At 35.5% G+C, this 14,461-nt stretch carries 9 protein-coding genes; 7 read left to right on the forward strand and 2 right to left on the reverse strand.

Annotation, left to right across the window (positions count from 1 at the left end):
- The first annotated feature begins 24 nt into the window (after nucleotides 1–24).
- Together J2W48_RS09330 and J2W48_RS09335 are read left to right on the forward strand one after the other, a co-directional pair.
- On the forward strand, nucleotides 25–1,035 hold the full coding sequence (locus J2W48_RS09330) for a dipeptide epimerase (protein ID WP_310280597.1): 1,011 nt from the start codon (nucleotides 25–27) through the stop codon (nucleotides 1,033–1,035).
- Between the two features lie 42 nt (nucleotides 1,036–1,077).
- On the forward strand, nucleotides 1,078–1,548 hold the full coding sequence (locus J2W48_RS09335) for a DUF1456 family protein (protein ID WP_310280846.1): 471 nt from the start codon (nucleotides 1,078–1,080) through the stop codon (nucleotides 1,546–1,548).
- A gap of 42 nt (nucleotides 1,549–1,590) precedes the next feature.
- On the opposite strand, the gene sucC is transcribed toward J2W48_RS09335, so the two are convergent.
- A complete protein-coding gene (gene sucC, locus J2W48_RS09340; RefSeq protein ID WP_310280599.1) occupies nucleotides 1,591–2,784 on the reverse strand; it encodes an ADP-forming succinate--CoA ligase subunit beta in 1,194 nt (397 codons plus the stop codon).
- Nucleotides 2,785–3,200: 416 nt separating this feature from the next.
- Here sucC and gltB point away from each other — a divergent pair, with 416 nt between their 5' ends.
- The 5 genes from gltB to J2W48_RS09365 all read left to right on the forward strand — a co-directional run bounded on the left by gltB (nucleotide 3,201) and on the right by J2W48_RS09365 (nucleotide 13,302).
- Nucleotides 3,201–7,715: a glutamate synthase large subunit gene (gltB, locus tag J2W48_RS09345; protein WP_310280600.1), complete on the forward strand. Its 4,515-nt coding sequence runs from the start codon at nucleotides 3,201–3,203 to the stop codon at nucleotides 7,713–7,715.
- Between the two features lie 4 nt (nucleotides 7,716–7,719).
- Entirely contained in the window at nucleotides 7,720–9,174 is a 1,455-nt protein-coding gene (locus J2W48_RS09350) for a glutamate synthase subunit beta (protein WP_310280602.1), read from the forward strand.
- Nucleotides 9,175–9,416: 242 nt separating this feature from the next.
- The gene (locus tag J2W48_RS09355; RefSeq protein WP_310280604.1) at nucleotides 9,417–10,973 is read left to right on the forward strand and encodes a type I restriction-modification system subunit M; all 1,557 of its coding nucleotides are present in this window, start codon (nucleotides 9,417–9,419) and stop codon (nucleotides 10,971–10,973) included.
- A gap of 13 nt (nucleotides 10,974–10,986) precedes the next feature.
- A complete protein-coding gene (locus tag J2W48_RS09360; protein WP_310280606.1) occupies nucleotides 10,987–12,000 on the forward strand; it encodes a virulence RhuM family protein in 1,014 nt (337 codons plus the stop codon).
- Between the two features lie 51 nt (nucleotides 12,001–12,051).
- The gene (locus J2W48_RS09365; protein ID WP_310280608.1) at nucleotides 12,052–13,302 is read left to right on the forward strand and encodes a restriction endonuclease subunit S; all 1,251 of its coding nucleotides are present in this window, start codon (nucleotides 12,052–12,054) and stop codon (nucleotides 13,300–13,302) included.
- A 5-nt stretch (nucleotides 13,303–13,307) separates the two neighbouring features.
- Here J2W48_RS09365 and J2W48_RS09370 read toward each other — a convergent pair whose 3' ends face one another.
- A complete protein-coding gene (locus tag J2W48_RS09370) occupies nucleotides 13,308–14,453 on the reverse strand; it encodes a restriction endonuclease subunit S (RefSeq protein ID WP_310280610.1) in 1,146 nt (381 codons plus the stop codon).
- Nucleotides 14,454–14,461: the final 8 nt, after the last annotated feature.

Here is a 14,461-nt window from a genome sequence, read left to right on the forward strand (position 1 = left end):
AATAATAATTAAAAGTGTTTGTATATGAAGTTAATCTTAAGAATATATAATCTAAAACTAAAGCACACTTTTAGAATTTCAAGAAAAACGATTGATTTTCAACCTTCATTAATTGTAGAATTGCAAGAAGACGGAATTTCCGGCTTTGGAGAAGCAACTTCAAATCCTTATTACAATATCAGTATAGAAATTATACAAAAGGATATTGAAAAGGTACGAACACTTATTGAAACAACTTCAAATGAAACCCCGGAGGAATTTTGGTCAAAAATCAGTCATTTTTTTCAAAATAATCCGTTTTCATTATGCGCTCTTGATAATGCATATAACGATTTGTATGCTCGCAAGAAAGGGAGAAAGTTATATGAATTATGGGATTATAGTGTTACAAATAATCCATTGACCAATTATACTATCGGAATTGACAATATTGACAATATGGTCAGGAAGATGAAAGAACTTCCATGGCCGATTTATAAAATTAAACTCGGAACTCCTGATGATATTGCCATTGTAACCGAGTTACGAAAACATAGCAATGCTGTTTTCAGGGTTGATGCCAATTGTGCCTGGACGGTTGACGAAACGCTATCAAATGCAATAATTCTCAAAAAAACAGGTGTCGAATTTATTGAACAACCTTTGAAAGCAAATGATTGGGAAGGACAACGAGAAGTATTCAAAAATTCGGTTTTGCCTATTATGGCTGATGAAAGCTGTATTGCTGAAGAGGACATTTCAAAATGTTACAATCATTTTCATGGAGTCAATATAAAGCTAATGAAATGCGGCGGAATAACGCCCGGCAGGAGAATGATTGCCGAAGCTAAAAAACTAGGCTTAAAAACGATGGTTGGCTGTATGACGGAATCTACAGTTGGCATTTCGGCAATTGCTCATTTGTTACCTGAATTGGATTATGTTGATATGGATGGTGCTTTGTTATTAGCAGAAGATATTGCCAGCGGGGTTACCATCAAAAACGGAAGAGCTTATTATCCGGACAGAATCGGAACAGGAGTAATTTTGTTCTGATATTTACTTCTAAAATAATGTACCTTTGTAAAAAAATAAATGATGACAAATAACGATATCTTAAAAAAACTTCGAGTTGCCCTTATGCTTCGCGATGACCAAATAGTTGAAATTTTAGAATTAGTAGATTTCAGAATTACAAAATCAGAATTAGGAGCTTTTTTCAGAGCTGAAGATCATGAGAATTATATGGAATGTGGCGATCAGGTTTTGCGTAACTTCCTGAACGGATTGGTAATTCATTTAAGAGGGACGAAAGAAAATCCTAAAAATCCAAATGATGTTTTAGCGAAACACAAAGCAGAAATTCCGAAGAAAGAAAGCACGAAAGAAAGACCTGAATTCAAAGCTAGTGCTAAAGATGCTGAAAAAGGGAGAGGCGATCAAAAACCTTCTAAAACCAGACCGGCAGCTAAGAAACCTTTCAGGAAAAACAACACGAAAACGGCGCCTAAAATACAGGTTGTAGAAAAAGTAGTTTACAAAAACGGTAATAAAAACAAAAAATCCTAAGCTTAGCTTAGGATTTTTTTATATAACTAATTTCTTATTTGATTAAGATAATGCAGCTTTAACCTGATCTGCAGCTTCCTGAAATTGAACAGCTGATAAGATTGGCATACCTGAATTGTCAATTAACTCTTTTGCAATTTCAGCATTTGTTCCTTGCAAACGAACAATAATTGGCACATTGATAGCATCCCCCATGTTTTTATAAGCATCAACAACTCCTTGCGCCACACGGTCACAACGAACGATTCCACCGAAAATATTAATTAAAATAGCTTTTACGTTAGGATCTTTCAAGATAATACGGAAAGCAGTTTCAACACGTTTTGCATCAGCAGTTCCACCAACGTCAAGGAAGTTAGCAGGCTCGAAACCAGCATATTTAATTAAATCCATAGTTGCCATAGCAAGTCCGGCTCCGTTTACCATACATCCAACAGTACCGTCAAGATCTACGTAATTCAAACCTACTTCTTTAGCTTCTACCTCAATTGGGTTCTCCTCACGGATATCACGCATTTCAGCATATTTTGGTTGTCTGTATAAAGCATTATCATCGATATTTACTTTAGCATCAACAGCCATAATTTTGTCATCAGACGTTTTTAAGACAGGGTTGATTTCAAACATAGAAGCATCAGAACCAATGTAAGCATTGTATAATGAATCGATGAATTTAACCATTTCTTTGAAAGCATTTCCGGAAAGGCCTAAGTTAAAAGCAATTCTTCTTGCCTGAAAACCTTGTAATCCAACTGTAGGATCAACTTCTTCAGTAAAGATTAAGTGTGGTGTATGTTCGGCAACTTCTTCAATATCCATTCCACCTTCAGTAGAATACATAATCATGTTACGACCTGTACCTCTATTCAATAAAACAGAAACATAAAATTCAGAAGTTTCGCTTTCACCAGGATAGTAAACATCTTCTGCTACTAAAATAGTGCTCACTTTTTTACCTTCAGCAGAAGTTTGTGGTGTAACCAATTGCATTCCGATGATTTGTCCGGCAATTTCCTCAACCTGTTGCAAATTTTTTGCTAATTTAACTCCACCGCCTTTCCCACGTCCACCTGCATGAACCTGTGCTTTTATAACATGCCATCCAGTACCGGTTTCGGCAGTTAATTGTTTTGCAGCTTCAACAGCTTCAGCTGGACTATTAGCTACAATTCCGCGTTGAATGCGTACTCCGTAACTCGCTAAAATTTCTTTTCCTTGATATTCGTGTATGTTCATAATATAGAATTTGTCTGGTTCTGAATTTATTTCAGAATAAAAGTGCGACAAAAGTAGCAAAATTGAACTTAAAAGTAAAATCTTTTTTAATTAAAAATAAACGAGGCTCAGTTTGTTAAATAAATTTATTTTAAAGTCAAATAATAGTTAAACAAAGATGTCTTAAATGTTAATTCTGAGTCACTATATCGTTTTAGATATGACACAAAAGCAATCTGTTTTTGCTGTTAAGTGTTGATTTTTCTTAATATATTTTAAAATGGATTATCATTTTGTCAATTCACAATGCGTTCTGTGAAATTATTATCATTTAAGAACTGTTTTTCTAATATTCCTATAAAAGTGTAAGCCAAATTGTAGTTTCGATACATTATGTTTAACGAAATCTTTATTTTTGTAAAAAAAAAATATCAAGAATGAAACTAAAAGAACAAGGCCTTTATTTGCCAGAATTCGAGCATGAAAACTGCGGAGCTGGTTTTATCTGCAATCTTAAAGGAGAAAAGACAAACCAAATTATTCATGACGCTCTTGAAATTCTAGTTAAGCTGGAACACAGGGGTGGGGTGAGTGCTGATGGTAAAACAGGAGATGGAGCTGGACTTTTAATAGATATTCCTCATGAATATTTCAAGAGGATATGTGATTTTAATTTGCCTGCTGCACGTGAATATGCTGTTGGAATGGTGTTTTTGCCAAAAATTAGAAATCAATATGATTTTTGTAAAGATATTTTTGAAAAAGAAGTCAAAGCACAAGGTCTTACTGTTTTAGGATGGAGAGAAGTACCGGTTGATTCTTCTCAATTAGGTGAAATAGCATTGGCATCTGAACCAACTATCGAGCAAATATTTATTGGAAAAAAAGAAGCTATAGAAGATGCTGTTTTTAAAGCAAAATTGTACGCAGCACGTAAGATTACTGAGCATATAATCCGAAATTCAAAAATATCACAAAGCTCGTATTTTTATCTTCCAAGTTTATCTACGACGACTATAATATATAAAGGTATTATCATGCCTGAAGATATTGGTCCATATTATACCGATTTACAACAAACGGATTTGGTGACCCGTTTAGCACTTGTACACCAGCGTTTCTCTACCAATACAATGCCTACCTGGGAATTGGCCCAGCCATTCAGATACATGTGTCAGAATGGGGAGATTAATACTTTGCGTGGTAACGTAAGCAGAATGCGTGTTCGTGAAGAAATTATGAAAAGTGAGGTTTTCGGACCACAAATAGATAAATTATTTCCAATTATTTTACCTGGAAAGTCAGATTCTGCTTCTATGGATATGGTGGTGGAATTGTTAACGCATACCGGAAGATCATTGCCTGAAGTAATGATGATGATGATTCCTGAAGCGTGGGAAAAACACAAAACAATGTCTCCTGAGAGAAAAGCATTTTATGAATACAATGCTTGTATTATGGAGCCTTGGGATGGTCCTGCTTCTGTACCTTTTTCAGATGGTGATTATGTTGGGGCTTTATTAGACCGTAACGGACTAAGACCTTCAAGATATACGGTTACCAAAAGCGGTAAGTTAATTATGGCTTCTGAAATTGGAGTGGTAGATATTCCGGCTGAAGATGTTGAAAGTCATGGTCGTTTAGAGCCAGGAAAAATGTTCCTTGTGGACATGAACAAAGGACGTATCATTAATGACGAAGAAATTAAAAGCAAGATTGTTTCTGAAAGGCCTTATCAGGAATGGCTGAACCAATACAGATTACATTTAAGAGATGTTCCTTCAACATCTGAAGTTTGTCCAATCGAAACTATTGATTTGCCTACAAGAGAACGTCTTTTTAATTATACATTAGAAGATATTCAGGATGTCATTACGCCAATGGCCCAGACTGGTAAAGAAGCTTTGGGGTCAATGGGAACAGATACGCCTCTTGCTGTATTATCAGACAGACCTCAGTTGATTCCAAATTATTTCAAACAATTATTTGCACAGGTTACCAATCCGCCTTTGGATGGAATCCGTGAAGAAATCGTTACCGATATTGCTTTGAATTTAGGTCAGGACCGTAATATTTTTGACATTACAAGCAAGCAATGCCGAAAATTAAGAATTCAGAATCCGGTAATTTCTAACGGAGATTTAGAAAAAATCAGAACGATTTCTATAGATAATTTCAAAGCAGAAACTGTTGAAATGTTGTATTCTAAAGCAGAAGGGATGAATGGCCTGGAAAATGCTTTGGATGCTATCATTGTAAAAATAACAAAAGCGCTCGAAAAAGGGACAAACATTATCATCCTTTCTGACAGAGGGGTTAATAAAGAATTTGCACCAATCCCGGCATTATTGGCTTGTTCGTATGTAAATCATCAAATGAACCGTTTGCGTAAGCGTTCTTATTTTGATATTATTATAGAATCTGCTGAGCCGCGTGAGCCACACCATTTTGCTACTTTATTTGGATACGGTGCAAGTGCAATCAATCCTTATATGGTAAATGAAATTATCCGTGTTCAGGTGCAGGAAGGATTTATTACCGGAATTTCAGAGCAAAAAGCAGTTGATAATTTCAATAAAGCGATTGGTTCAGGGATTTTGAAAATTATGAATAAAATCGGAATCTCAACTTTACATTCATACAGAGGTTCTCAGATTTTTGAAATTGTTGGATTCAACTCTAAATTCGTTCAGAAATATTTTCCATACACCACTTCACGAATCGAAGGTATTGGATTGTATGAAATTGAAAAAGAAATTACAGAAAGATACAAATATGCTTATCCTGACAAATTAATTCCAAACAGACTGGGATTGAATATTGGTGGAGAATACAGATGGAGACGTAACGGAGAAAGACACATGTTTAATCCAACTACGATTGCCAAATTACAACAGGCTGTTCGATTGAGCGATCAGGATAGTTATGATGTGTATGCCAATACTGTTAACGATCAGGCGAAGAATTTAATGACCATTCGTGGATTATTTGAATTTGATAATTTAGATCCGATTCCGTTGGAAGAAGTAGAACCGTGGACAGAAATTGTAAAACGTTTTAAAACGGGAGCAATGTCTTACGGATCGATTTCAAGAGAAGCACACGAAAATTTAGCAATTGCAATGAACCGTATTGGAGGAAAATCCAATTCAGGTGAAGGAGGGGAAGACAGAAAACGTTTTCAGCCGGATGTAAACGGAGACAGTCGTAACTCGGCTATTAAACAAGTTGCTTCGGGACGTTTTGGAGTTACTTCCCACTACTTGTCAAGTGCAAAAGAAATTCAGATTAAAATGGCTCAGGGAGCTAAGCCCGGAGAAGGTGGTCAGTTACCTGGAGAAAAAGTATTGCCGTGGATTGCAGAAGCCCGTAACTCAACTCCTTTCGTAGGATTGATTTCGCCTCCGCCACACCACGACATTTACTCTATTGAAGATTTGGCACAATTGATCTTTGACCTGAAAAATGCGAACAGAGAAGCCCGTATCAATGTGAAACTGGTTTCTGAAGTGGGAGTTGGAACAATTGCTGCCGGTGTTGCCAAAGCAAAAGCAGATGTTGTTTTAATTGCAGGTTATGACGGTGGAACAGGAGCTTCTCCTTTAACATCATTAAAACATGCAGGACTTCCCTGGGAACTTGGATTGGCAGAAGCACAACAAACTTTAGTGTTAAACAACTTAAGAAGCAGAATCGTTGTAGAGTGTGACGGTCAGTTAAAAACAGGACGTGATGTTGCTATCGCTGCTTTATTAGGAGCAGAGGAATTTGGTTTTGCAACTGCGCCTCTTGTAGCTTCTGGTTGTATCATGATGCGTAAATGTCACCTGAATACTTGTCCTGTTGGAATTGCAACTCAGGATAAAGACTTGCGTAAAAATTTCAAAGGAACACCTGAACACGTTATTAACTTCTTCTATTATGTTGCAGAAGAATTAAGAGGTATTATGGCGCAATTAGGATTCAGAACTTTAGGAGATATGGTGGGGCAGACCCATAAAATCAATTCTAACAAAGCGATTGATCATTACAAAGCGAAAGGATTAGATTTGTCTTCTATTTTGTACAGACCGGCTGCCTATAAAACAATGCCTGTCCGAAATACTGAAAAGCAGGATCATAATTTAGAGGGTGTATTGGATTTCCAAATCCTGAAAGATTCCCACCGTGCTTTGTACAGAAAAGAAAAAATGACTTTAGCATATCCAATCAACAACATTAACCGTTCTGTTGGAGCTATCGTTAGTAATGAGATTTCTAAAATATACGGTCACCTTGGATTACCTGAGGATACGTTAAATATTAATTTTAGTGGTTCTGCAGGTCAGAGTTTAGGAGCTTTTAGTGCTCACGGACTAACATTTACTGTAGAAGGAAATACCAATGATTATTTAGGTAAAGGATTATCCGGAGCCAAATTAATCATTAAAAAACCTGCAAAAGCAACTTTTGTAGCTGAGAATAATATCATTGTTGGAAACGTTTGTTTATTTGGTGCAATCGAAGGAGAGGCTTATATCAATGGTATAGCCGGAGAGCGATTTGCAGTACGTAATTCTGGAGCGATTGCTGTAGTGGAAGGCGTTGGAGATCACGGTTGTGAGTACATGACCGGAGGTAAAGTAGTAGTACTGGGTAGTACCGGTCGTAACTTTGCTGCAGGTATGAGCGGTGGTATCGCTTATATCTATGATCCTGAACACAAGTTTAAAAACGGATTGTGTAATACGGAAACAATCGAATTTGAAACAGTGGAAGGCGATGATGCTGACGACTTGAAAAATTTGATCCAAAGACACGTTCTGTACACGAACAGTACAAGAGGAACAGAATTATTAAACGATTGGGAATCAAGCCTGGACAAATTCGTCAAAGTGATGCCTACAGAGTACAAAAAAGCGTTAAAACGTCTGGAAACAGAAGAACAAATGGTAGAAGAATTAACAGCATAATACAATGGGAAAAGTAACAGGTTTTAAAGAATTCGAAAGACAAGACGAATCATATCAAGCGGTTAAAGATCGTGTTGAAAATTACAATGAATTTACGATTCCTTTGAGTGAAGCAGAAATTAGCACTCAGGGAGCTCGTTGCATGGATTGTGGTATTCCTTTTTGTCACAGTGGCTGTCCTCTTGGGAATTTGATTCCCGATTTCAATCACATGGTTTACCAGGAAGAATGGCAAAAAGCCTCATGGATTTTGCATTCGACCAACAACTTTCCAGAATTCACAGGGCGTTTATGTCCGGCACCATGCGAAAAAGCATGTGTATTGGGACTTATTGAAGAGCCGATTGCTATTGAAAACATAGAGAAAAATATTGTGGAGCGTGCTTTCGCAGAAGGATGGATCAAACCACAGCCGCCAAAAGTAAGAACTGGTAAAACAGTTGCAGTTGTAGGATCAGGTCCTGCTGGTTTAGCAGCAGCCCAGCAATTAAACAGAGCGGGTCATACCGTTACTGTTTTTGAAAGAGATAATGCAATTGGTGGTTTATTACGTTACGGTATTCCGAATTTCAAATTAGAAAAAGGAATTATCGACAGACGTGTCGCAATTTTAGAGGCTGAAGGAATTACCTTTAAAGTAAACACAAACGTTGGTGTCAACTACTCAATTGAAGATTTAAAAGCATTCGATTCTATTGTACTTTGCGGAGGTGCTACAGAAAGAAGAGGTTTGCCTACTCCGGGAGCTGATGCTGATGGTGTAGTTCAGGCAATGGATTTCTTGACGCAGCAGACTAAAGTAGTTTTTGGAGAGAAAATTGAAAATCAGGTATTGGCTACCGGAAAAGATGTTATCGTAATTGGTGGTGGAGATACAGGTTCTGATTGCGTAGGTACCTCTAACCGTCACGGTGCAAAATCGGTAACGAATTTTGAGATCATGCCTAAGCCAACAGTTGGCAGAAGCCCGTCTACTCCTTGGCCTTACTGGCCGTTACAGTTAAAAACATCAACTTCGCACAAAGAAGGATGTGACAGAAACTGGTTAATCAACACAAAAGAATTTATCAAAGACGAAAAGGGTAAATTAATTGCTTTGAAAACAGTAAACGTAGAATGGAAAATAGTTCCGGGACAACGTCCTGAATTAATTGAAGTTGAAGGTTCTGAAAAAGTTTGGCCTTGCGATTTGGCTTTATTGGCACTTGGCTTTACAGGTCCTGAAAAAACGTTAAGCAGTCAGTTAGGATTGGAAATTGATTTTAGAAGCAACTATAAAGCACATAATTACCAGACCAATATTCCAAACGTGTTTACGGCTGGAGATATGAGAAGAGGACAATCCTTAATTGTTTGGGCCATTTCTGAAGGTAGAGAGGCTGCTCGTCAGGTAGATATCTACTTAATGGGTAAATCAGATTTGCCTACTAAAGAAGGCGGAGATTTACCGGGAGTATAATAACAAATAAAATATTTTTAAAAGGCCTTGATTTCATTATCAAGGTCTTTTTTGTTTAAAGTATTTTTTAATCAAGGATTGATAACAAAGTAACCCCTATTCAACAAAATTACTTGTAATACAAAAAAGAAACTCCCTAAAAATTATTTAAGGTTGTGATAGATTATACAACTGAAAAGAATTACTTTTAGTGGTTTTTTAAGATTATAAATCCTCAATTTTAAGCCAATAAATTATTTAAAATGTCAGAAGAGCAAAAGAAACAACTCGAACAACAACTTTGGAATATTGCCAATACCTTGAGAGGAAAAATGAATGCAGATGAGTTTCGGGATTATATTTTAGGATTTATTTTTTATAAATATCTCGCTGAAAAAATGGAGATTTATGCCAATAATATTTTAAAGCAAGACAAAATACAATTTAGGGATATACAGGAAAATACCGAAGAAGGACAGCAATATATTGAAGCTATCAAAGAAGCATCTCTGGAAAAATTAGGTTATTTCCTGAAACCTTCTGAGTTATTCAGTGAAGTTGCTAAACGCGGAAATAGCGACAGTAATACTTTTATCCTTGAAGATTTACAAAAAATACTGACCAATATCCAGTTGAGTACGATGGGCACGCAAAGCGAAGAAGATTTTGAAGATCTTTTCTCAGATATGGATTTAAACAGCAACAATCTTGGAAGAACTGCTGAGGCAAGAAATGCCATTATCGCAAAAGTGTTGATGCATCTTGACCAGATTGATTTCAAATTAGAACATACCGAATTAGATGTATTGGGCGATGCTTATGAATATTTGATTGGACAATTTGCCAGTGGGGCAGGAAAGAAAGCCGGCGAATTTTATACGCCGCAGGAGGTTAGTAAAATATTAGCCAAAATTGTTACCACAGGAAAAAATAAACTGAGATCCGTGTATGATCCTACTTGTGGTTCTGGTTCTCTGTTGCTTCGTGTGGCAAAAGAAGTAGAAGATGTAAGCAACTTTTACGGACAGGAAATGAACCGTACCACATACAATCTTGCCCGAATGAATATGATCTTGCACGGGGTACATTTTCTAAAATTTGACATCAAGCAGGAAGATACATTAGAACATCCGCAACATACCCATTTACAATTTGAAGCCATAGTGGCTAATCCGCCTTTTTCTGCACAATGGAGTGCTAATCCCTTATTTACATCTGATGATCGATTCAGTCAATATGGAAAATTAGCTCCGGGTAGCAAAGCCGATTTTGCTTTTGTACAACACATGATTTATCATTTGGCAGAAAACGGTATTATGGCAATTGTTTTGCCTCACGGTGTTTTGTTTCGTGGAGGAGCCGAATTACACATTCGAAAGTACCTGATTGAACAGAAAAATTATTTAGATGCCGTGATAGGTTTACCAGCCAATATCTTTTACGGCACGGGAATCCCGACATGCATTTTGGTATTCAAAAAATGCAGGGAAACTCCGGAAGATATTCTGTTTATCGATGCCAGTAAAGGGTTCGAAAAAGTCAAAAACCAAAATATGCTTCGTGATGAGCATATTGATAAAATTGTAGAAACCTATCGTGACAGAACCGTCATTGAAAAATATAGCCACAAAGCCACATTGCAGGAAATTGCCAATAACGATTACAATCTTAATATTCCCCGCTATGTCGATACTTTTGAAGAACAGGAAGAGATTGATATTCAGACTGTAATGAATTGCATAAAAGAATTAGAAGCCAAACGAGCTGATTTGGATGTTCAGATTGAAGTCTATTTCAAAGAATTGGGATTGGTGTTTTAATATTTAGAAGTTTATGGAAGATCAAAACATCATTATATACAATACCCAAGATGGAAAATCTACTGTTTCTCTTTATGTAAAAGAGGATTCTGTTTGGATGAATCAGCAACAACTTGCAGAACTTTTTGACACCTCGGTGCCAAATATTAGTATGCATATATCTAACATATTAAAAGAAAGAGAATTAGAGTCAAATTCAGTTATTAAGGATTACTTAACAACTGCCTCAGATGGTAAAAATTACAATGTAACCTTTTACAGTTTAGATATGATTTTGGCTATTGGTTTTCGGGTACGAAGCAAACGAGGTACACAGTTCAGGCAATGGGCGAATCGCAATCTGAAAGAATATATGATTAAGGGATTTGTGATGGATGATGAACGCCTTAAAAATCCTGATGGAAGACCTGACTATTTTGATGAGCTGCTTGCCAGGATAAGAGACGTTAGAGCTTCTGAAAAACGCTTTTACCAAAAAGTAAGAGATTTGTTTGCCCTGAGCAGCGATTATGATGCTACCGACAAAGCAACTCAGATGTTTTTTGCCGAAACACAGAATAAATTACTCTTTGCTATTACAGGAAAAACTGCCGCCGAAATTATAGTAAGCAGAGCTAATGCAAATGAAACCAATATGGCATTAACCAATTGGAAAGGAATAGTGGTAAGAAAACAGGATATTTTTATTGCAAAGAATTACCTAACCGAGGACGAAATAGACAGTCTGAATCGTTTTATAGTTGTCTTTTTGGAAACAGCGGAATTGCGAGCCAAAAACAGGCAGGATATCACAATGAATTTTTGGAAAGAAAATGTAGATAAAATTTTAGACCTGAACGACAAACCGATCTTGCAGGGTAAAGGTAGTATCAGTAATACGCAAATGGAAGAAATAGCAGAAAAAGTCTATCTCGCTTTTAATACCAAACGCAAAGCTGAAGAGGCAAAAAAAGCAGATGTCGAAGATTTGCAAGAACTGAAAACTTTGGAACAGGAGATTAAGAAAAATAAAAAATCAAATCCTTAATGTTTACCATTAAGAAACAGAATAGCCAATATGCAAGAAAAATATAAGAGTATGAGCAATGTTCCAAATTTGAGATTTCCTGAGTTTGATGGGGAGTGGGAAGTGAAGAAGTTGGGGGAGATTGGAGAAATTGTTACGGGTTCCACTCCTCCAACATCTGATAATTCGTATTATGATGGTAATTATTTATTTGTATCGCCTGCAGATATACAAGCTAATAGATTTATCTATAAAACAAAAACAACATTAACAGAGAAAGGATTTAAAAAGGGAAGAGAAATAAGAAAAGGAAGTTTATTATTTGTTTGTATTGGTTCTACAATTGGAAAAATTGCTCAAGCTTCTGAGAATTGTATTACAAATCAACAGATTAACTCTATTGTTCCTATTAATAACAATGACGATTTTACTTTTTCGTTATTAGAATTTCATTCATTAAAAATAAAAATGCTATCAGCAGAACAAGCAATACCTATTATAAATAAAACAACTTTTTCAAATTACGAGGTTAAGATTCCTGTGCTTCCAGAACAACAAAAAGTAGCAACTTTTTTATCTTTAATAGACGAAAGAATCCAAACCCAAAGCAAAATAATTGAGGGTTTAAAATTATCAAAGAAAATGTTGATTAAAAAAATATTTAATCAACAACTTAGTTTTGATGTAGGATATAATAATAAATTTCCAGATTGGGAAGAAAAAAAGATAAAGGAATTATTCTCCTTTAAAATTACCAACTCATTTTCCAGAGAACAACTGAATTATAAAAATGGGAGGGTGAAAAATATTCATTACGGCGATATTCATACAAGATTTCAAACTCTCTTTAATATAGAGAAAGAAGAAGTTCCATATATAAACCCTAATATAAACATTGATAAGATAAATGCAGAAAATTATTGTGAGATCGGTGATATGATATTTGCAGACGCTTCGGAGGATTTGATAGATGTAGGGAAAAGTATTGAGATAGTTAATTTAAATAATCAAAAATTACTAGCAGGACTACATACAATTTTAGCTCGACCGATTAGTAACACTTTTTCAATTGGTTTTTGTGGATATTTATTTAAATCGGATAGAATAAGAACTCAAATTCAAAAAGAATCGCAAGGGTCCAAAGTTTTGAGTATCTCAGCGGTTAGATTGTCCAATATTTCTTTATCCATTCCTTGTATTGAAGAACAGATCAAAATCACTAATTTTCTTTCATCCATCGATTCTAAAATTGATATTGAAATACGATTTCTGCAAAAATTAGAAGAGCAGAAAAAGTTTTTACTGCAAAATTTGTTTGTATAGGTTTTTTAAATAAACATTTCCTTCAACAGATATTTCTTTTGCTTTTCAAGTTGCTCTAAAATTGTTTTTTCGATTTGGATTTTTTTGTCAATTGCAGAAAGGACTCTTGATATTACATGCTGTTCCTCCAAAGAAGGAATCTGTACTTTTATTTTTTCTATAGTAGTTTTTGATAGACTTGGGACACCAGATGCCTCATTATATTCCAACCAATTAATTGTTCGAAAAAGATGAAAAATAAATTTTGGAATACAAGATTGAAAAGAATGCGTATAAAATAAAGTATCTACAGTCCAGATCTTACCTTTGTGATACATCGGCTTGTCAATAGTTCCCTTTCTTCCTACGCAAACCGTTTCACCATCATAAAGATAATCATTAACCGAGGTCATGAAACCCCCAGTTCCGAATACAGGAATATTACCCGGTTGCAGATATTTATAATCTTTACCGCTGCCAATTTTTAATATATCTCCAATTTTTACTTTATTCCATTCCGAAAAGTCAGTTCCATTTTCATTTTTAAATCTTATTTTTTGCATAAATATTTGATTTCTGAGACATAAGATTAAGGTTTTTAAACCCTCAATTATTTTGCTTTGGGTTTGGATTCTTTCGTCGATAAGTGATATAAATGATGCTATTTTTTGTTGTTCATCTTTTTGAGGTATTGATAATTTTTTCGATTTGATTTCGGAAGAAGAAATCCCCTTAATTGATGTCCCTTGTACAATAGATACAGCCTTTTTCATTTCTATTGAAAGTAAATATGAAAGGAAGAGTCCGTTACACTTGAAATTTATAATATTCAAAAAATCTTGACTTGTACATAAAATCTTTTCTGAGTATGCAACTTTCCCTACCCCAACTCTTGAAACTATTAATATAACTGGACTAGAACATAGTTTTGTTGCTGAATTTTTAATTGCATCTTCGGTTATGAATCTTGATATATTAACAGAATGTATATCATTCTCTAACAAGTCAGAAGAAGAAATCCATGGAATACTTCCTTTCCAAAAATCTGCATTCGACGATGAAGGAGTTCCTCCTCCTACAAATTCTCCTAGTTCCTTCAGATCAGTCACTTCCCACTCCCCATCAAACTCAGGAAATCTCAAATTTGGAACATTTCCGATTAAAAATCCCAAATCCTAAT

Source organism: Flavobacterium piscis (genome assembly GCF_031457575.1).
Taxonomy (GTDB): domain Bacteria; phylum Bacteroidota; class Bacteroidia; order Flavobacteriales; family Flavobacteriaceae; genus Flavobacterium; species Flavobacterium piscis_A.